Origin of the sequence: Tistrella arctica, assembly GCF_039630945.1 — a bacterium.
GTDB lineage: Bacteria > Pseudomonadota > Alphaproteobacteria > Tistrellales > Tistrellaceae > Tistrella > Tistrella bauzanensis.
The window spans coordinates 342,052-361,925 of record NZ_JBBKTV010000002.1 but is presented as its reverse complement, the minus strand read 5'-3'; the positions used below and the strand labels follow the sequence as shown (position 1 = coordinate 361,925).

Sequence of the window (19,874 nt, the reverse complement as noted above, 5' to 3'; positions counted from 1 at the left end):
CGGTGAATGCCAGCGGTGTCCTGTCAGACGTCACGGCCGAAATGCACCGCCAGCCACACCGTCGGCTCGCGGTCATCGGTCCAGGTGACCCGATGACGCAGCCGGGCCGGCAACAGGATGTGGTCGCCGGGGCCCAGCACGGTCTCGCCCTGGCCTTCGATCAGCAGCCCGGCGGAGCCTGTCAGCAGCACCACCCATTCATCCCAGCTCTGGTCGTACCATTCGCCCTCCGGGGTCGATTGTCCCCATGAGACGATGCGTTCCACCCGCACGCCCGGGCGATTGAGAAGCTCAGTGAAAACTTCGTCCACGGCACGCGGCGGCAGGGGTGAGAGCAGGTTCGGCATGGGTGGTCTGATCATCCGCTGAGAGTGAAGGGTGGCCCGAACCGGGCCTGATACCAACCCCCACAGCTTAATACGCGCGGCCTTCGACCGACATGGTTGATCGCGCGCCCGGCGAATGCCGGATCACTCGGGCGGGCCGATCAGCAACAGCCGGGTCGGGCCGGCAACCGTCGCCGCATGGTTGGTGCCGGCGGGGATCAGCGCATGCTCGCCTGGTCGCAGCACGCGTTCGGTGCCATCGATCCGGGCATGCAGTTCGCCCGACAGCACCACGACCAGTTCGGCCCCCTGGGCGGTATGGGCCGGAATGGCGCCGGTGACGTCGGCCTCGACCACCAGCAGATCGCCGATCCGGCCGGTAATGCGGCCATGGAATCCGGGCATCTCGATCACAGCACCGGTCGCGGCTGGCATCAGCGGCTTTCGGGCGGTGATCAGATAGCCCACCGCCCTGACCGGGCGCGCGGCGCCGGGCACCAGCCCCACCGTCCGCAGCCAGTCGGCCAGCGCCTCTGGCGCATCCAGGCGCATGCGAGACGCCACCGGGCCGAAATACCGCTTCAGAGCGGCGGCCTGTTCGGGCGGGGTGGTGACGATGGCAAGCCGGCCGCCCGGTGCCAGCACCCGCGCCATCTCGGCGACGGCCGCCTGTGGATCGGGAAAGAAGAAGAAGGCGTTGAGCGTTGTGACGATGCTGAAGGCGCCATCTGGAAACGGCAACCGGCCGACATCGCCCTGGCACAGCGTCAGCCGCCCGGCGGCACAGGCCGCGGCATTGCGCCGGCGGCTTTCACCGACCATGTCGGGCGAATGATCGAGCCCGGCCGCGCTGGCACCAGTGTTCAGCACCCGTTCAAGGAAGACACCACCGCCGCAGCCCAGATCGAGCAGGCGATCGTCGGGTGTGGGGCCGAGGGCATCCAGGGCCATGTCGAAGCTGGTCTTGTGACCGGCGGGATGGCGATAGAGCAGCCGGCCGATCATCCCGCCGGGGCGGCGGGCGATGCGGTCGACCAGCCGGTCCATGAAGGTCGCGCTCATGGGTCAGGGCCTTTGTCGAGACGATGGGAGCAGGTGATGTCGGACGGTGATGTCAGCCGGGCATGCGGCGCAGCATCAGGGCGATGACCGCGATGCCGGCAAGACTGGCCAGGGTGATGGCCGACAGCGCGCCGGCATAGCCCGCGGCCGCCGCCAGCGTGATCGCGACACTGCCGGTCATGGTTTCGCTGAACACATGCACGGCCTGGGCGACGGTGACGTCGGTGCCGGTCTGGTCGCCACCGGCCGCGAAGCGCATGATGACGGTGGAGGCCGCGACCGAGGCGACACCGCCGCCCAATCCCAGAACCAGGGCGGCCGGCAGCACGCCCGCGAGCGTGGCCGCCGTGATTCCGGTCACCGCCAGTGTCCACAGCAGCAGACCGACGATGGCGATGGCGAGGCCGCCGGCCAGGGTGCGGCCGGTCCCGAAGCGGCGGATGGCCTGCGCGGCCAACGGGCATCCCAGCGCCATCATCGCCAGACTGCCGGCGATGCCGACCAGCCCGATCCGGCCCAGCGCCATGCCGGCATCCGACAGCCACAGCTTCGACAGAGCGAGCCCGCCGGAATAGGGCAGGCCGAAGAACAGTGCCGCCGCCAGCAATGCCCAGCCGCCGGGGCGGCGGAAATAGCCGCCGACCCGCGCGGGCGCCGCCGCTGGCCGCGCGGAGGCGGGCGGCTCGGCCCAGCTCAGCACCGGCGCCAGCCCAGCCAGCAGCAGCACGGCGGCAAGGCCGATCGCCATGCCCTGGCCCAGATGGCCGGCCAGCCACAGCAGGCCGGGGCCGCCGATCATCACCCCGGCCATCATGCCGCCGGCCTGAAGCGCATTGGCGGTGGCAAGCCTGCGGCCGCGCAGCCGCTCGGCGGCAAGGCCGTCGGTGGCGATGTCCTGGGTGGCGGCGGCGGTGGAGGCGATCAGGGTCATGGCGACGATCCACAGCGCCATGCCGGCCGTCGCATCGATGACGGCAAGCCCGGCCATGGACGCGGCCAGGACAAGCTGCATCGGAATGATCCAGGCGCGGCGGCGGCCGATCCGCGCGCCGCCGTGATTGTCGACCAGCGGCGCCCAGAGCGGTTTGAGCACCCAGGGCAGGCCGGCCAGTGGTACCCAGGCGATCACCGCAAGCGGAATGCCGGCTTGACGCAGCAGCACGGGCAGGGCTTCGAAGGCGAAGCCGATCGGCAGGCCCTGCGCCAGATAGAGCGCGCCGATCAGGATCAGGCCGGGTTCGGCGCCGGAATCGGTTGCTCTGATTGTCCGCGACCGCATGGCGTTCACCACCGCGCGGTCAGTTGCAGGCCGAGCGAACGGCCGCGACCGGCAACGCCGATATCGGTGCCGCCCATCTGGTAGTAATAGGTCAGATAGTCCTCGTCCAGCAGGTTGCGCGCCCACAGGGTCGCCGCCCACGGGCCGGTGTCGAAGCCGATCCGGCCGTCGACCAGATGGGTATCGCCCTGGCGATAGCTGCCCGATGGCGTGAAGCTCATCGACGAACGCCACGCATAGTCGATGCCGGCGATCAGATCGACGCCATTGCCGGCCGGCCGGCGCAGATCGGCGCCCAGCGCCAGCGTGTGTTCGGGCGCATAGGGCAGGTCGCGGCCGGAATAATCGGTGCCCTGGACCGTGTCGATGAAATCATCGAAATGCGCATCCAGATAGCCATAGGCAAGACGAAGCCGCACGGCATCGGTCAGTTGCGCCCGGGCCTCGACTTCGGCACCTTGCGAGGTGGAACGGGCGGCATTGCGCAACACCCGGGTCAGCGGGCTGGTATAGATCACCACCTGCTGATCCTTCCAGTCGTTGTGAAACAGCGTCACGTCCACCGCCAGCCGGTCGTCCAGCCACAGCGTCCGGGCGCCCAGTTCCCAGGTCAGCACGGTTTCCGGATCATAGCGGTTCACCCCGCCATCCAGTTCGGGATAGGGGCTGATACCGCCGGATTTGAAGCCGCGGGCGACGCGCGCGAAGGTGGTGATGCCCTGGGGGCCAGGGCGCCAGCGGATGGTCATCTCGGGTGAGATGTCGTCGAAATCGGCCTTGCCCGACACATCCAGCGGCCCCCCCATCATCCAGTTGCCCGACGGGCTGGTGATTTCGGAACTGGTACGCTTCCATTCGCGGGTGTAGCGCAGCCCGGCGGTGACATCCACCGATGGCAGAACCCGCAACCGCGCCTCGCCGAAACCCGACGCGGTGTCGGTGGTCTGGTCGAAGGCGCTCCGGCTCCAATCGGCGTTTGGCACGGTGGTCAGGTCATAGAACTGCGCGCCGCTGAAATCCTCGCGCATGTAGAACAGGCCGGCGGTCCAGCCCAGCCGGCGGCCATCCTCGGGGCTCGACAGGCGCAGTTCCTGCGAGATCTGGCGCTGCTCCTCGGTCTGGGCCTGGACGTAATAGGGCAGGCCGGTGAAATCGCCGTCGAGCACATGGTCCATGTCGTGGCCGCGGATCGCGGTGATCGACCGCAGCACCACGCCGCCCGCATCATGGGTCAGCGTCGTCGATATGCCGGCGCTGTCGAGGCTGCGCCGGCCCTCGGTGTCGTGGGTGGAGCGATGGTCGAAGGCCTGCGACAGGGGCGCATAGGCCAGCCCGCCATCATCGCGGTCGCGGGTGACGTCGGCCCGGATCACAAGGTCGATTGCATCCCCCAGCATGCCGGCGAGGGCGACGCGCGCCGCCCGCCGATCGGCGCGGCCAAGGCGGGCGCCGCTGGCGTCGTCGCGGATGAAGCCGTCATCGCGGGTGAGCGAGACCGTTGCCCTGACCGCAAGGTCGCCGGCGGACCGCTCCATCAGCGGGGTATCGAGGGTGGCGCGCAGACCCAGCCGCCGATCGCTGCCGAGGCCGGCCGTGGCCGACAGGCCTGGATCGGCACCCGGCACCGGCGAGATCAGATTGACCGCGCCGCCGATGGTGTTCTTGCCATAGACGGTCGACTGCGCGCCGCGCACCACCTCCACCCGGTCCAGATCCTGAAACGCGGTGGGATAGCCGTTCGGGCGGGCGATATAGACGTCATCGACGAACAACCCCACCCCCGGTTGCCGGTCGACGCCGCCATCCATGCCCAGCGAGCCGATGCCGCGGATGGTCAGCGGGCCGCCCTGAAGGCTGAAGCTGGTGTTCGGCACCAGCTTTGCCGCATCGTCGAGATCACGGATCGCGGCCTCGCCCAGATGATCAGCCCCGATGACGGTGACGGCCACCGGGCTATCCTGAGTGGTTTCGGTGCGCCGCCGCGCGGTGACGGTCAATGGTTCCAGTGTCGATACGCCGCGTTCGGCCGGCGGGGCATCCTCGGCCAGACCGATGCCGGGCGATGCGGGCACGGCGGCCAGGCAGGCTGCGCCAGCCAGCAGGCCACGACGCAGGATGGAGAGGGCGGTCGAGGTCATGTCGGGTATCCCGCGAGGTCACTTGCGAATGGCTCGCATTCAACGCTCACGGCGACCTGACGGCAATAGCCCCGGCTTTCGCGATCCGGACTGACGCATGCGCATTCCGGGCTGGGCGCTCAGATCTGTTGGCGCAGCGCCGTGGGCACGACGCCATGATGGCGGCGGAAGGCGGTGGACAGATGGGCGGGGCTATAGCCGACCCGCCAGGCCGCCTGCGCCACGCCCAGGCCCTCATCCTCGATCAGCCGGCGGGCCTCTTCCAGCCGGCGGCTCTTGACGAAGGCATAGACCGGGCTGCCGAACAGCAGACGAAAGCCCTGGCCGAGCTTGCGGGTGTTGAGCCCGACCATCCGCGCCAGCATGGGAACGTCGGGCGGTGCTGCAAGATTGCCGAGCAGGATGTCGCGCGCGGCATGCAGCCGCTCGATATCGCCGGCAGAGAGCCGGGCGGACGGGGCAACAGTATCGGCATCGCCGATCGTGTCGAGCGCCAGCCCCAGCAGATGCAGGGCCATGGCGGTCAGATGCAGGCGCCGGCTGGCTGGCGGACCGGACGTGCCCAGCATCCGCCAGATCAGGGCCATGGGCAGGTCCACCACATGCGTGCCATCGGATTGCGGGCCATCCGGTCGCCCGGCGGTCAGCCGCTCGACCTCCGGCCCCAGAAGATCGGCAAGGGCGTCGGGCTTCACGCGCAGAAATACTCCCGCGACCATGCCGTCGCCGGTGGCGGTATGGTGGCTGGGAAACGGATCGGCGCTCCAGAACCGCGCCGCCATGCCCGGCGCCCAGGCGGCCGGCTGGCGGTCGATGGCGACGCTGCCCTGCGCCAGCGTCCCCAGCCACAATCCGGGGGCGACGGTCGATGTCCAGCACGCGCCCTGGTGGATGGTGGTCCGGTACAGAAAGATCTCCAGTCCCGCCGCCTCGATGATCTCCATCCGCGCCTCCCGCTACCAGGTCTCCGGTGAGCGTATCGCAAATGAGAGTTATTCGCATACAAGATCTTCCGCCGGCTATGCCGTGGCGAGCGCGTCATACACGGCCTTGCGCAGCGCCTGTTCGCGGTGATCGGCAAAGGGCAGCACGCCCAGGCGGTTGGGAACATAGGCATATCCGATGCCATGCTCCGGATCGCAGAAGCCGAACGATCCGCCGAGCCCGGCCATGCCGAAGGCACCGGCCGTGGGGCTGAAGCGGAAGCTGGCGCCGGGCCGCATGAAGCCCAGATTCCACAACAGGTCGATGCCGAACAGCCGGTCGGCGGGGCCGCCGGGCGGTTTGGCGGGCGGGCTGGACATCTGCTCCAGAAGCGCCGGGGCGATGCCCAGAGCCTCGCCGCCGGTGGCCAGACTGCCATAGATGGCGGCGATCCCCCGGGCGGTGGCGGCGCAGTTGGCCGAGGGGAAATCATGCCGCATCCAGTCGCGGTCGTTGACGTTCAGATCCGGCATCTCGCGGATCGCACGGTGCAGCAGCGACACCGGATTATAGACCTGGCATTGCAGGGCGAAGGGCGCGTGCAGCAGCCCGCTGCGCAGCCCGGCGGCCGAGGGGCGCGAAATCCGCGCCAGCCGGTCCTGCGGCAGGTCGTCGGACAGGCCGAAATGGACGTCGACGCCCAGCGGCCGCGCCACCTCGTCGGCGAAGAACTGGCCGAAGGATCGGCCGCCAGGGTCGGTGCGCCGGATCAGCTCGGCCAGCAGACTGCCGAAACTGCCGATATGATAGCCCCAGCGGCTGCCTGGCCGCCACAGCGGCACCATCTCTTCCAGGATGGCGGCCATGCCGCCCGGATCGGCCAGATCCTGGCGGGTGACGGTGCGGCCGAACAGCACCAGCCCGGCCTTGTGGTCGAGCACGCAGCGGAGGGTGATGGTGTCTTTGCCATGGCGGGCAAAGCCCGGCCAGATGTCGGCGATCGGCGCGTCCAGCGCCAGATGACCGCGTGACACCGCCACGGCGCAGGCAATGGCGGCAAGGCCCTTGCCGGTCGAGTACACCGGCACCAGCGTGTCCTGCTGCCAGGGCTCGGCGGTGCGGCGATTACGGCTGCCGCCCCACAGATCCACCACCTTGCGGCCCCGATGATAGACCGAGACCGCGGCGCCAAGCTCGCCGCGGCTGGTGAGATTGTGCCGGAAGATATCGCGCAGGTGCTGAAACGCGCCGTCGGTGGTGCCGTGTATGGTGGGGTCGCTGGCCATGCTTGTCCGATCATATGCCGGGGACGGGCGGATACCGATCGATGCATGGTGCGCCGCACCATGCCTGCGGCGCAACCCGCGCGTATGGTCCATGCCCGTCCGGAACACCGCGACGTCTGCCTTGTTGAGCGGAGAGGTATCTTTCCGACAGCACGAGGCAAGCATGAAGGCTCTGACCTGGCACGGCAAAGGCGATATCCGCTGCGAAAGCGTGGCCGACCCCGCCATTCAGCATGGCCGCGACGCGATCATCAAGGTGACGTCCTGCGCGATCTGTGGATCGGATCTGCATCTGTTCGACGGGGTGATGCCGTCGATGGAACATGGCGACGTGGTCGGCCATGAAGCGATGGGCGAGGTGGTCGAGGTCGGCCGCGACAACAAGGCGCTGACGGTCGGCGACCGGGTGGTTGTGCCGTTCACCATCGCCTGCGGCGACTGCTTTTTCTGCAAACGCGGCTTTCATTCCGGGTGCGAGCGGTCTAATCCCAACAAAGCCGATGCCGAGAAGCTGTGGGGGCATTCGCCGGCCGGGCTGTTCGGCTATTCGCATCTGCTGGGCGGTTATGCCGGCGGACAGGCGGAATATCTGCGCGTGCCCTATGCCGATAGCGGCCCGGTGAAGGTGCCCGAGGGGCTGGATGACGAACAGGTGCTGTTCCTGTCCGACATCTTCCCGACCGGATATATGGCGGCGGAGTTCTGCAATATTCAGCCCGGCGACACGATTGCCATCTGGGGCTGCGGCCCCGTGGGCCAGATGGCGATCCGCAGTGCTTTTCTGCTGGGCGCCGGCGCGGTGATCGCCATCGACGCGGTGCCGGAGCGGCTGGATCTGGCCCGGGCCGCCGGCGCCTGGACGCTCGATTTTACCGAGGAGGACGTGTACGACCGCATTCAGGATCTGACCAAAGGCCGCGGCGCCGACGCCTGCATCGACGCGGTCGGCACCGAGGCCAGCGTGGCAAGCGGGCTGGATGCCGTGGTCGACCGGCTGAAGGTGGCGACCTTCATGGGCACCGACCGGCCGCATGTTCTGCGCCAGGCCATCCAGTGCTGCCGCAATTTCGGCACGGTGTCGATCGTGGGCGTCTATGGCGGGCTGCTGGACAAGATCCCGATGGGGTCGGCGATCAATCGCGGCCTCACCTTCCGTATGGCGCAGACGCCGGTGCAACGCTATCTGCCGATGCTGATGGACCGGATCGTGGCGGGCGATATCGACCCGTCCTTCGTGATCACCCATCGCGCCACGCTGGAAGACGGGCCCGATCTGTACAAGACCTTCCGCGACAAGACCGATGGCTGCATCAAGGTGGTGATGCGGCCGTAAGCCCGATCCAGGCCAGAAACCCGATCCCGTCCAGAAAAAAGCCAGCCCCCGCATCGTGGAAACGCGGGGGCTGGCCTCGTCGGGGCGGCGACCCTGGTCGGGCCGCCGGGCACGCTATCAGCTGTGATAGGCGGCTTCGCCATGGCTCGACAGGTCGAGGCCCTCGGCTTCCGATTCCTTGCTGACCCGCAGGCCGATGATCAGGTCGACGATCTTGTAGAGGATGATGCTGCCGATGCCCGACCACGCGATGGTGACCAGAACCGCCAGGATCTGGGTCCAGACCTGATCGGCCATGGTGACGTCGTCGGCAAAGCCGATACCGCCGAGCGAGGCGCTGGTGAACACGCCGGTGCCGATGGCGCCGATGACGCCGCCGACGCCATGGATGCCGAACACGTCCAGGCTGTCGTCATAGCCGAACTTGTTCTTGATCACGGTGACGAAGAAATAGCACACCGCGCTGGCGATGACGCCGAGCACGATGGCGCCGACCGGGCCGATCAGGCCGGCGGCCGGGGTGACCGCGACCAGACCGGCGACGATGCCCGAGGCACCGCCCAGCATCGAGGCCTTGCCGCGTGCCAGGGATTCGATGACCACCCAGGCGACCAGCGCGCCGGCCGTGGCGGTGAAGGTGTTGATCATGGCAAGCGCCGCGCCGCCATTGGCTTCAAGGTTCGAGCCGGCATTGAAGCCGAACCAGCCGACCCACAGCATCGAGGCGCCGACCATGGTCAGCGTCATCGAATGCGGCGCCATCATGTCGCGGCCGAGACCGGCACGCTTGCCGACCATGATGCAGCCGACCAGGCCCGCGATGCCGGCATTGATGTGCACGACCGTGCCGCCGGCGAAATCCAGCGCGCCCCAGGCGAACAGCAGCCCGTCGCTGTCCCACACCATATGGGCGATGGGGAAGTACACGAAGGTGACCCACAGAACCACGAACACCACCACCGCCGTGAAGCGCATGCGCTCGGCGAAGGCGCCGACGATCAGCGCGGGGGTGATGCAGGCGAAGGTCATCTGGAAGCAGATGAAGACGTATTCGGGGATGACCACGCCATCGGTGAAGGTCGCGGCCATGCTGTCCATGGTGACGCCGGCCAGGAAGGCCTTGTCGAGCCCGCCCCAGAACAGGCTTGGCGCATCGCCGAAGGCCATCGAATAGCCCCAGAGCGTCCAGACGATGATCACCACGCCGGTGATCATGGTGCACTGCATCAGTACCGACAGCATGTTCTTGGCACGGACCAGACCGCCATAGAACAGCGCCAGGCCCGGCAGGATCATGAACAGAACCAGGATGGTGGAGACCATCATCCAGGCGGTATCGCCCTTGTCCATCGTGGCGGCTGCGGCGGCATCGGCCACGGCGGGGGTTGCGTCCTGCGCCCAGGCCGGCAGTGCCGACAACGCCAAGGCAGAGCCCGCGGCAAGAAGGGTTCTAACGTGCTTCATTACTATCCCCTGGTCCTCTAGGAACGGCTTGATCCAGAAGCGTCGATTGCGCGGTCTCGTCAGCGGGCAGCGCAGGCCCGAATCTGGCCGGGCCGGTGCTAAGCAATCTCCGCGCCAGTTTTGGGGATATGGCCAAGGCTTTGATATGATGTCATAAAAAAAACGACGACAGAGATCTGCCGTCGCTCAATATTTAAACAGTCGCCTAAATTCAAGGCATCGGCGCCTGACGGCGCCACCGCGTCAGGGCTTTGCCGCTGTCAATCGTGCCCCCACCGGCACAAGAGCCCCCACCCGGCACAGGAGCCCCAACCCGCCTCAGAGAAAATGGCGCGCGTCAGGCGGTGCCGCGGATCGGATAGCCCTTGGCCTGAACGAAGCTGATGCCGCGCAGCAGGGCAGCGAGATCGGGGCGCGCGAAGGGCGCGTTCGAAATGTCGACGATCTGCACCGCGCCGTCGGGGTTGATCACGAACACGCCCGGCTCGGCAAACGGGCGGTCGGTTTCCTGGGACGAGCGCGGCGCCGAGACATACAGGCCCAGACCCCGCATCTGATCGGGGGTCAGGTCATAGCCGACCGGGAAGGTCCAGCCCTGTTCCGAGGCTTCGGCGACGGCACGATCGGCCGGGTCGGCCGACAGCGCCGCCACGGCGATACCGGCCTCGGCAAAGGCGGGCTTCAGCTCTTCCAGCGTCTTCAGATAGGTCTTGCACAGCGGGCAATGGGCGCCGCGATAGACCACCAGCATCCGCCAGCCGGTCATGGCCGCCGGGTTCAGGCGGCCGCCATCGGTCTGCGGCCAGTCCATGGCGGGGAAGGCCATTCCGGGAAGAGCCCTCCCGGGAAGGGCCCTCCCGGGAGGGGCCGTGATGTTGGTTTCGGTCGGATCTGACATGCGAGGGCGCCTCGTGACCATCTGCCCCGGCGCCCGTTGCGCCGGGGGTATGGCTGTGAGGCTGGCCGCTGGCCCTGCCGATGTCAACGCGACCGCGCCTCGGCGCGGATCACATCTTGGTGAGCGGCCGGCGGTGCCGGTCACACCGGCCGGTCGGTGCCCTTGATGGTGGCGCGGTGCATGATCCGGCGATACTTCACATCGTCATAGGGCGTCGCCTTGTGCATGGTGCAGCGATTGTCCCAGATCAGCAGATCGCCGTCCTGCCATTGATGGCGATAGACGAAGGCATCGGACACCGCATGGCTGTTCAGGGTATGCAGCAGCGCCGCTGATTCGTCCGCCGGCAGGCCCTGGATCTCCTTGACGATGTCCTCGCCGACATAAAGCGACAGCCGGCCGGTTTCCGGATGGGTGCGCACCACCGGATGCACCACATCGGGCGTGGCCGCGATCTGGGCGGCGCTCAACGGTTCGCGATCGCCGAAGGCCTTGTTGTAATAGCCGCTATAGGAATGCACGGCGGTCATGTTGCGGATCCGCGCCTGCAATTCCGGATCCAGTGCCTCCCAGGCGGCATGCATCGATGCGAACAGCGTGTCGGCGCCTTCGGGCGGGCATTCACGGGCATAGAGCACCGATCCGAAGCAGGGGATGTCCAGATAGGACCAGTCGGAATGCCAGTTCCAGCCCTCCTTGTGGTTGCCGATGCTGCGCCCGGCTTCCTTGACGTTCGACAGCACATAGATTTCCGGATGCGCGGTCGTCAGGTACTGGGTCAGCACGTGGATCTGAAGGTCGCCGAAATAGCGCGAGAACGCGACATGCTGGGCCTCGGTCAGCGACTGGCCACGCAGCAGCAGCACCGAATGGGTGTTCAGCAGGTCGCGCAGCCGCACGACCTCGGCATCGGAAATCGGTGCCGAGGCATCGACACCCAGAATCTCGACGCCGATGACGGGCGAGAGTTCCCTGATCTCCATGGGGCTGGTCCTTCTGTCGAAACGATAGGGCGTGGGGGGGAGGGGTTTAGGGAGAGCGGGCGGTCAGTCGGCATAGCCGGGGGCAAGCGCGTCGAGCATGCGGATGAAGCCGGGCCATTCCCGGAAGCCCGGCCGCTTGATGTCGCCGGCGAATTCGGTGAACTGGCGGGCGGCCTTTTCGCAGACCTCGTGCGGCGGCAGCACCACCGGCCGGCCGGATGCGGCGGCAGCCGCCTGGGCCTGCAACTGGATGCGGGCGGCGCGCTCGAAGTAATAGGCCAGCATGAAGGCCTCGGGCACTGTCTGGCCCACGGTCAGAAAGCCGTGATTGCGCAGCAGCAGCACCCGGTGATCGCCGATATCGGCCACCAGCCGCTCCTGCTCCTCCAGATCCAGCGCCACACCCTCATAGGCATGGATGCCGATGCGGTTGTAGAAATGCATCGCGAACTGGCTGAGCGGCAGCAGCGCTTCCGGCAGCGCCGACACCGCGGTTGCGGCGTCGGAATGGACATGCAGCACACACATCGCGTCGGCGCGCGCCCGGTGGATGGCGGCGTGGATGACGAATCCGGCGCGGTTCACCTCGCCCGGCGTGTCGCAGATCTTGGTGCCGTCCAGATCGATCCGCAGCAGTGACGACGCGGTGATCTCGCGGAAGAACCGGCCGTAAGGGTTGATCAGGAAATGGTGACCGGATCCTGGCACCCGCGCCGAGATGTGGTTGTAGATCAGGTCGTCCATGCCGAAATGAGCGACCAGCCGATAGCAGGCGGCAAGCTGGCGGCGCAGATCGGCCTCGGTCCGCGGGCTGTCGGGCATGTCAGGCAGGGGGGCTGTCATGATCGTCTGTTCCTTGCGGGTTACTGCCACCAGACCAGCTTGCGGTCCACCCAGACCAGCAGCAGATAGAGCACCATGCTGGCCACCGACGAGGTGAGCACCGCCGCCCAGACCAGCAGGAAATCGACCTGTTGGGTTGCCTGGAAGATTACCCAGCCGATGCCGGAATAGGCGCCCAGCATCTCGGCGACGATGGCGACGATGATCGCGCGGACCACCGCGACCCTGAGGCCGTTGACCATCGACGGCATCGCCGCCGGCAGCCGCAGCTTGCGCATGATGGTGACCGGGCCGGCGCCGAAGCTGCGCATCAGGTCGATGGCGCCCTGTTCCGGGCGCTTCAGGCCGTGGATGGTGTTGATCAGGATCACGAAGCCCACGGCCAGCGTGACCATGGCGATCTTGGATGCCGGGCCGATGCCCAGCCAGATCAGGGCCAGCGGCGTATAGGCCACCACCGGCACCGAGTTGATCGCCACCACCACCGGCATCAGCACCCGTTCCAGGGGCGGCATGAACACCATCAGCATGGCCAGGGCGACGCCGATGGCGGTGCCGAGCGCATAGCCGGAGCCCGCCTCGTAGAGCGTTGCCTGAAGCGCCACCAGCATCCGCGGCAGGTCGTCGATGGTGGCGCCGAAGATCGCTGTCAGCGACGGCAGCACGAAGGGCTTCACGTCGAAGAACCAGATGGCGCCTTCCCAGATGATCCCGATCGCCGCCAGCCCCAGCACGACGGGCAGCACCCGTTCGCGCAGCAGCGTGAGTGAGGCTCGCCCAGGTTGTGACCTCAGTCCTGACGCCACCATATGAACCTCCTTTCGAAGAACGCCACCACCGCATACAGCGCCGAGCCCAGCAGCCCGCAGGCCAGGATCAGCGCCCACAGCCGGGGTACCGCCTCGGTGTACATCGCCTGGATCAGCATGACGCCAAGCCCGACGGTGTCGCCGAACCATTCACCCACGATCGCGCCGATCAGGCTGAGCGAGATGCCGAGCCGCAGGGCGACCGCGATCACCGGCAGGGCCGAAGGGAAGCGCAGCCGGGTGAAGATGGTCCATTCGCTGGCGCCGAAGCTCTTCATCAGCGACACCTTCTGCGGATCGCAGGCAAGCAGGCCGCGATGGGTGTTCACCGTGACCGGGAAGAAGGTCAGGTAGAAGGCGATGATCACCTTGGCCAGAATGGTGTTGCCGAACCAGATGATGATCAGCGCGCCGAAGGCGATGACCGGAATGGTCTGCGACACCACGAACAGTGGAAACAGCGCCCGTTCGAGCCCGCGCGAATAGGCGAAGATCACGCCGCAGAAGATGCCGAACAGCGATCCGGTGACGAAGCCCAGCGTGGTTTCGACAAAGGTGCGGCCAACGCTGCGCATCAGATAGGGAAACACCGACCAGGCATCGGCCAGCACCACCGACAGCGGCGGGAAGAACGAGGCCGGCACATCGAAGCCGCGGGCGATGCCTTCCCACAGCACGGCCAGGGCCAGCATGGTCAGGACCGGGCGTCTGAGGCCGATCAGCGGTCCGCGCAGACGGGCGGTAATGGCCATCACGCGTCCCCGCTTTCGGGCATGAAGCTCTTGCGGGCCTCTTCCTCGATCGCATCCAGCAGGCGGCGCTTGATGGCGATGAATTCGGGCGAGGTGACGATTTCGGGATCGCGCGGGCGGGGCAGGTCGATCACCTCGTCGCATTTGATCGTGCCGGGGCGGGCGGTCATCACCACCACCCGGTCGCCCAGGAAGATCGCCTCGTCGATGTCATGGGTGATGAACAGCACCGTGCGCTTGTAACGCGACCAGATATCCAGCAGCCAGCGCTGCATCATCGCCCGGGTCAGCGCGTCGAGCGCGCCGAACGGTTCGTCGAGCAGGATCATGTCACGCTCGAACAGAAAGGTGCGCATCAGGGCGACGCGCTGGCGCATGCCCCCCGACAACTGGTGCGGATAGTGTTTCGCAAAGCCCTTCAGGCCGAAATCTGGCAGCATCTCCAATGCCCTGGCCCGTGCCTTGGCGCGTGGCACACCTTCGACCTCAAGCCCCAGAATGGCGTTGTCGATGACATTGCGCCAGGCGAACAGCAGGTCACGTTGCGGCATGAACGACACCTTGCCCAGCAGCGCGCCGTCGGCCATCGGCCGGCCATGCATCAGGATCGAGCCGTCGTCATCGCCGGGCAGCAGGCCGCCGACCACGTTGAACAGGGTGGATTTGCCGCAGCCGGACGGCCCGACCAGGGTGACGAATTCGCCGTCGCGGATCTTCAGGTTGACATTGGAAACCGCGGTGACCTGCGACGGGCCGTCACCGAACCGCTTCCACAGATTGACCAGTTCCAGAAGCGGCGGCTTCTCCCCCGCCGCAGCCGTGGCTGTGGCGGGGGCGGGGCGGGTGGCCAGGAGATCGCGGGGGGAAACCGGCATCTTGCGCCCTTCCGTTCTCAGAGCTTCTTGTCGTCGACGGGGGCCTTCTCCCAGAAGGACGGGTCGAAGGCGGTCTTCAGATCGACCGGGTTCTTCATCACGCCGGCGGCGAGCAGGATGTCGTGCTGCTTCTGAAGCGTGTCGTAATCGATGAAGAACATGCCGTCGCTGGCGCCCTTGCCGGCGATCATCACGTCCTCGATGGTGTCGATCATCGCTTCCTGATGCTTGCGATCCATGCCCGGGTCGACCTTCAGCAGAATGTCGACCGCCTCGTCCTTGTGCTGAAGGGCATATTTCCAGCCCTTGACCGTGGCATCGAAAAAGCCCTGCACCAGTTCGGGCTTGTCCTTGATGGTCTCGGCCGTGGTGATCAGCGTGTCGCGCTGCACGACGATGCCGTAATCATCGGGCTGGAAGATCTTGAGATCGGTCAGGCCGCGGGCCTTCAGCGTGTTCAGCTCGTTATAGAGTGTGGCTGTGGCCACATCGACTTCGCGGTCGATGAACGGGTTCATCGACACCGATTGCGGCATGATGGTGAGGTCGCTCTCGGTGATGCCGGCGGTGGCCAGCATCGCCTTCAGGGTGTATTGCGATCCGGAATACCAGGTCGAGACCTTGCGGCCCTTGAAGTCTTCCAGCGTGTTGATGCCGCTGTCGGGATAGGTGACGAAAGCATAAGGCGTCTTCTGATGGGCGACGCCGATCGCCACCAGAGACATGCCCTTGTCGACCGCCGCCAGATGGCTTTCCACACCGCCGCTGAGGCCGAAGGTGTCGGCGCCCGAGGCGACCAGCGCCTCGGCATTCAGGTTGGGGCCGCCCGGATTGATCGTCAGGTCGATGCCCTCGGCCTCGTAGAAGCCCTTGGCTTTCGCGACATAGAAGCCGGCGAACTGTGCCTGCGGCAGCCATTTCAGCCGCAGCGAGGCCTTTTCGGCCGCGGCGGCGGCATCGGCGCCGCCCAGGCTGGCGGCGGCCAGCAGGGGGGCCGCCACCGCCAATGCGGCGATCGCCCGGCCTGCGGACCGGGTCCGGGCCCTGATCCGGCCGGCGCCGCTGGCACCGTCTGCGAAGATGGGTGCGAAAGCCATGTCAGTTGGTCTCCTCAAGCGTCCGGGGGCGTTCTCGGGGCCGATGGGCGATGACATCGACGGGGCGGGCAGATTGTGTATCGACGTATGTTCGATCACGGGTCCGGCACATGCGATGTCATGCAGTGCCGGCCAAGGCCGTTGCAACGCCCGTGCCAAGCGCCGGGCACTGTGACAGCCGGATGACGTCGCGGCCGGGCTGTGCGATCCTGTGGCCAGCGGTTCCGCCGGATACAGGCTGTCTCATTTCTGTCGTAATCCTAGCGCTGCGGATGCGCGACTGCCAGTCTCTGTATGCAAGATTGGCGTGAGGCGCATAATTTTTGCTCAGAAATCTGGTTTATGGCCTATTAAATGGGCAAACAGCCGGCTGTGGCGTCAAAACAGGCAGGGTGGATCGTGCGGGTTCTCGACAGGAACCCGGTCATCTGATACAAAAGGCCAGGATGTGCATGCAGGAGACGCGTCATGGCTGATGGAATGACGACCGGCGACGGGGTGGGGCTGCCTTTCACCGCCGATGAGCGCGCGCAATACCGCAGCATCCGCGAGAGCGTGGCCGAGGATTACGTCATCCAGGAGCGCCATATGGCCCGGCATCGCCAGACGACGCCGGATCTGTATCTGCGGCTTCTGGCCTCGCTGTCGACGCCGCATCTGGGCTTTCCGATCGACCGGCTGGAGCACTCGCTGCAAACTGCCACCCGGGCGCTGAAAGACGGGCGGAACGATTTGTATGTCTTCGCGGCGCTGTTTCATGACGTGGGCGACGCGATCGCCCCCGCCAACCATCCAGAGGCCGGTGCCGCCATGTTGCGGCCCTATCTGACCGAGGATCTGTACTGGATGGTCCGCCATCACGGCTCGTTCCAGGGCTATTACTATTGGCACTTCCTGGGGCGCGATCGGCATGCCCGCGACCGCCATCGCGATCATCCATGCTTCGGCATGACCGCTGAGTTCTGCGAACGCTATGACCAGACATCCTTCGACCACGACTACCGGGCGCTGACCCTGGGGGATTTCGAGCCGCTGGTGCGCGATGTGATGTCCCGGCCGCGCAATCTTGTCCCTGAATGAGTGGCGTCCCGGAACGCGTGGGGCATACCGGAATAGGCGGTGGCCTGCGGCAAAAGCGACATCGGCATGCGGATAGGGCTGTTCTGCGTGCAGCAGCGCCCGGAAACCGGTATTGTCTGCCGCAGAATGACGCGGCCGGCGCTTGTCAACCCGCGGTGCCGCCGCGACACCCATCACGATCGCAATCCATCACCATAGCAAACCGAGCAGGCCGACATGAAGATCAAGACGGTGCCCGTGGTGACCGAAACCCGCGCCGAGAACCTGCGCCGCAGCCTTGAACAGCAGATCGTGCGCGGTGAGCTGCGGCCCGGCGACCGGCTGGACGAGGTTGAATTGGCCGAGCGGTTCAATGTCTCACGCACGCCGGTGCGTGAGGCGCTGCATGCGTTGGCCGCGGGCGGGCTGATCGAGATGCGCTCCCGCCAGGGGGCGACGGTCTCGACCGTGTCGATCTCGATGCTGCTGGAAATGTTCCAGATCATGGCCGAGCTTGAGGGCTTGTGCGCCAGCTTCGCCGCCCGCAGGGCCAATACCGCACAGCGCCGCAACCTTCAGGCCATTCACGAACGCCTGGTCCGGGTGATCCAGGATGACGAGCCCGAGGTGTTCTATGAGGTGAACCGCGAATTCCACGAGGCGATCTATGACGCCTCGAATTCCGAGTTCATCGCCGAACAGACCCTGGCCCTGCGCAACCGGGTGTCGCCCTATCGCCGCTATGTCACCTTCCTGCCCGGCCGGATGGGTGCCACCCTGGACGAGCATGAACGGGTGTTGAACGCGATTCTGGCGGCGGATTCAGCCGGCGCACAGGCGGCGATGCGCGACCACGTCACCCTGCTTGGCGATAATCTGACTGATTTTATCGCGGCGATCCCGCCCAGCGTGCTCAAAAGCGCCTGATCTGCATACAAAAATGCGGATGCCCCTGCGGTCCGGCGGTCATATCCGGACCAGACGGGGACATCCGCATTTCCCGGATGCTGGACAGCCGGCCCGTTGAAATGGCCCGGCCCTGTCGTCCATCGCGGCCCTGTCATCCATCGCGGGCGGTGCGCACCCGCGATGCGGCCAGGCACCGTGGCGGTCAGCGGACCAATACCCGCCAGACAGCCATGGTTACAGGCAGCCATGGTCATCGGCACCCGAGACCCCGACCGCGGCATCGCCGGCGGCATGGAGGTTCGGCAGTGCTGTGCCCGTCATGCCCCGAACCCGGGCCTGCGTCTCGATCGCCGGCCCGCCCTGAGGGTGAAACGGGGCTCCAGTTACCTTGACAGCACAATACGGTGCAATACGCCGCGGCGCATCAGCAAAATTGCCTCAGAAGGCCTCCCGGGGCGCGTCGGTCTTCGGACCGACGATCCCGATCAATGTTTCGGCCAGCAAACCCGACGACAGACCATTGGCCACGACCTGCCGGGTTCCAGCATCCTGAGCGTGCCGATCGGGGCGCTCGGCTGATCGAAATCAGATGGAGAGGAGACGGCAAGGGCCGGAGCGGTCAGGCGTTGCCGTCGTGATGGTCGGCCCGATCGCGCAGATCGAAGCCCCGCTCTCGCTTCGGCGCGACATCTTTTCGGCCCCGACAAAGCCAGCAGGAACAGGGGCGGCCATGTGTCGAGGCGACCTTGCCGACCGCACGTGGTGACGGAGCGTCGTCGGTAGGGCCGTGCGTCCACAGCGTCATGACCCGGCGGGCCCGCGCCTTCATCCGCTCTGCGTCCTGTCTGCGTCGCGCCCGCATGGTTGCGCTCCGTTCAACCAGTCCATGATGCTGAAACACCAGGACGTCTCAATCCCGATACCACCAGTCTTATAGACTGTTGCCGGCACAACGGAAAGCCGTCAGCGGGTCTGGCCGGGATGTCGTGACGGTGGTGCTCGATCGAATCGCATCGCCATCTCGCAGCCTTCGGCTCCGATGCGCGGCGGTGTGCAGAGCTGCCCGTGCAGCGACACGACGATCTCCGCGCCGCGCAATGTCCAGCCCTGCGCATTGCCGCCCCATGCCACCGCATGGCCCTCGGGGCCCGACAGCCAGACGGTGACCGGGCATCCGGCGGAGCCGCAGAAAAGGCTCCAGGCATTGACGCATTCCAGCCCGGCCAGATCCGTGATGTAATCCGGCTGGCCATCGCCATTGAGCTCGGTCTGCGTCAGATATGGCGGATAGCCCGGCGGCGTCAGGCCGGCGCCGGGCATCGTCAGGCCTGAAAGATTTGGCGTACCGCCGACATCTTTGCAGGCAGCGATCATCTCCAACGTGACGATCCGGATGTCCGGCGGCATATCTGCAAACGCGGGGTACGCCGCCATCGTCAGACCGCAGGCCAGCACGAGGGCGCCGAGCCGTTGTGGTCTCCGCCGGACATGGGGGCACGCAACAGCCATCGGATCAACCCTCCCGCCTTAGCCCATGAACTTGGCGCCCATGAAGATCGTGTTCAGCCGGGCCTGCGCCTGGGGTCGCAGGCCATAGATGACGTGCTGGTTCGAGACGTCGAGCAGGATGACGCCGGCGATCATGCCGGCCAGATCCGACCACAGCCCGAAGATGGCCCAATCCGGCCGTGGGCGCCAGCGCTGCCGCTCGACCAGATCGCCGAATGGCACCAGCAGGAACAGGCCCGGTGCTTCGGCACCATCAAATCGGTACGGGAGGCCCTCGACATCGGGCCGGGGGCGAGGCGTTTGGTGATGCCTGGCCGGCTGACGGATC

At 66.6% G+C, this 19,874-nt stretch carries 20 protein-coding genes; 3 read left to right on the top strand and 17 right to left on the bottom strand.

Going from position 1 to position 19,874, the window contains the following annotated elements:
* Positions 1-23: 23 nt before the first annotated feature.
* The 6 genes from WG924_RS05565 to WG924_RS05540 form a co-directional block, all read right to left on the bottom strand.
* On the bottom strand, positions 24-347 hold the full coding sequence (locus WG924_RS05565) for a cupin domain-containing protein (RefSeq protein WP_345932023.1): 324 nt from the start codon (positions 345-347) through the stop codon (positions 24-26).
* Between the two features lie 123 nt (positions 348-470).
* Positions 471-1,388, bottom strand: coding sequence for a methyltransferase domain-containing protein (locus tag WG924_RS05560; RefSeq protein WP_345932022.1), 918 nt, complete (start codon positions 1,386-1,388; stop codon positions 471-473).
* 52 nt (positions 1,389-1,440) lie between these two features.
* Positions 1,441-2,667 carry an MFS transporter gene (locus WG924_RS05555; protein WP_345932021.1) on the bottom strand — a complete coding sequence of 409 codons (1,227 nt, stop codon included), beginning with the start codon at positions 2,665-2,667 and terminating at the stop codon, positions 1,441-1,443.
* Positions 2,668-2,672: 5 nt separating this feature from the next.
* A complete protein-coding gene (locus WG924_RS05550) occupies positions 2,673-4,805 on the bottom strand; it encodes a TonB-dependent receptor (RefSeq protein WP_345932020.1) in 2,133 nt (710 codons plus the stop codon).
* Positions 4,806-4,924: 119 nt separating this feature from the next.
* Positions 4,925-5,749, bottom strand: coding sequence for an AraC family transcriptional regulator (locus WG924_RS05545; RefSeq protein ID WP_345932019.1), 825 nt, complete (start codon positions 5,747-5,749; stop codon positions 4,925-4,927).
* Between the two features lie 75 nt (positions 5,750-5,824).
* On the bottom strand, positions 5,825-7,015 hold the full coding sequence (locus WG924_RS05540; protein ID WP_345932018.1) for a serine hydrolase domain-containing protein: 1,191 nt from the start codon (positions 7,013-7,015) through the stop codon (positions 5,825-5,827).
* A gap of 163 nt (positions 7,016-7,178) precedes the next feature.
* On the opposite strand from WG924_RS05540, the gene WG924_RS05535 reads away from it, so the two are divergent.
* Positions 7,179-8,348, top strand: coding sequence for a zinc-dependent alcohol dehydrogenase (locus WG924_RS05535; RefSeq protein WP_345932017.1), 1,170 nt, complete (start codon positions 7,179-7,181; stop codon positions 8,346-8,348).
* 117 nt (positions 8,349-8,465) lie between these two features.
* On the opposite strand, the gene WG924_RS05530 is transcribed toward WG924_RS05535, so the two are convergent.
* The 8 genes from WG924_RS05530 to WG924_RS05495 form a co-directional block, all read right to left on the bottom strand.
* The gene (locus WG924_RS05530; protein ID WP_345932016.1) at positions 8,466-9,812 is read right to left on the bottom strand and encodes an ammonium transporter; all 1,347 of its coding nucleotides are present in this window, start codon (positions 9,810-9,812) and stop codon (positions 8,466-8,468) included.
* Between the two features lie 337 nt (positions 9,813-10,149).
* A complete protein-coding gene (locus tag WG924_RS05525) occupies positions 10,150-10,638 on the bottom strand; it encodes a peroxiredoxin-like family protein (RefSeq protein ID WP_345932015.1) in 489 nt (162 codons plus the stop codon).
* A 212-nt stretch (positions 10,639-10,850) separates the two neighbouring features.
* A complete protein-coding gene (locus WG924_RS05520; protein WP_345932014.1) occupies positions 10,851-11,693 on the bottom strand; it encodes a TauD/TfdA dioxygenase family protein in 843 nt (280 codons plus the stop codon).
* A gap of 63 nt (positions 11,694-11,756) precedes the next feature.
* The gene (locus WG924_RS05515; RefSeq protein ID WP_345932013.1) at positions 11,757-12,536 is read right to left on the bottom strand and encodes a class II aldolase/adducin family protein; all 780 of its coding nucleotides are present in this window, start codon (positions 12,534-12,536) and stop codon (positions 11,757-11,759) included.
* A 20-nt stretch (positions 12,537-12,556) separates the two neighbouring features.
* Positions 12,557-13,345, bottom strand: a complete 789-nt coding sequence (locus tag WG924_RS05510; protein WP_372044720.1) for an ABC transporter permease — start codon at positions 13,343-13,345, stop codon at positions 12,557-12,559.
* Positions 13,327-14,097 (bottom strand): ABC transporter permease, encoded by a 771-nt coding sequence (locus WG924_RS05505; RefSeq protein WP_345932011.1) that lies wholly within the window; start codon positions 14,095-14,097, stop codon positions 13,327-13,329. Before WG924_RS05505 ends, WG924_RS05510 begins: the two co-directional genes overlap by 19 nt.
* Positions 14,097-14,972 (bottom strand): ABC transporter ATP-binding protein, encoded by an 876-nt coding sequence (locus WG924_RS05500; RefSeq protein ID WP_345932010.1) that lies wholly within the window; start codon positions 14,970-14,972, stop codon positions 14,097-14,099. The genes WG924_RS05505 and WG924_RS05500 overlap by 1 nt, the downstream gene beginning before the upstream one ends.
* A gap of 17 nt (positions 14,973-14,989) precedes the next feature.
* A complete protein-coding gene (locus WG924_RS05495) occupies positions 14,990-16,069 on the bottom strand; it encodes an ABC transporter substrate-binding protein (RefSeq protein WP_345932009.1) in 1,080 nt (359 codons plus the stop codon).
* 468 nt (positions 16,070-16,537) lie between these two features.
* Here WG924_RS05495 and WG924_RS05490 point away from each other — a divergent pair, with 468 nt between their 5' ends.
* The gene (locus tag WG924_RS05490) at positions 16,538-17,149 is read left to right on the top strand and encodes an HD domain-containing protein (RefSeq protein ID WP_345932008.1); all 612 of its coding nucleotides are present in this window, start codon (positions 16,538-16,540) and stop codon (positions 17,147-17,149) included.
* 216 nt (positions 17,150-17,365) lie between these two features.
* The gene (locus WG924_RS05485) at positions 17,366-18,055 is read left to right on the top strand and encodes a GntR family transcriptional regulator (RefSeq protein ID WP_345932007.1); all 690 of its coding nucleotides are present in this window, start codon (positions 17,366-17,368) and stop codon (positions 18,053-18,055) included.
* A gap of 216 nt (positions 18,056-18,271) precedes the next feature.
* Here WG924_RS05485 and WG924_RS05480 read toward each other — a convergent pair whose 3' ends face one another.
* From WG924_RS05480 to WG924_RS05470, 3 genes are all read right to left on the bottom strand, one after another.
* Positions 18,272-18,448 carry an FAD-binding protein gene (locus WG924_RS05480; protein ID WP_345932264.1) on the bottom strand — a complete coding sequence of 59 codons (177 nt, stop codon included), beginning with the start codon at positions 18,446-18,448 and terminating at the stop codon, positions 18,272-18,274.
* Positions 18,449-19,000: 552 nt separating this feature from the next.
* Positions 19,001-19,492 (bottom strand): hypothetical protein, encoded by a 492-nt coding sequence (locus WG924_RS05475; protein ID WP_345932006.1) that lies wholly within the window; start codon positions 19,490-19,492, stop codon positions 19,001-19,003.
* 72 nt (positions 19,493-19,564) lie between these two features.
* Positions 19,565-19,768: a hypothetical protein gene (locus tag WG924_RS05470; protein WP_372044719.1), complete on the bottom strand. Its 204-nt coding sequence runs from the start codon at positions 19,766-19,768 to the stop codon at positions 19,565-19,567.
* Positions 19,769-19,874 lie beyond the last annotated feature (106 nt).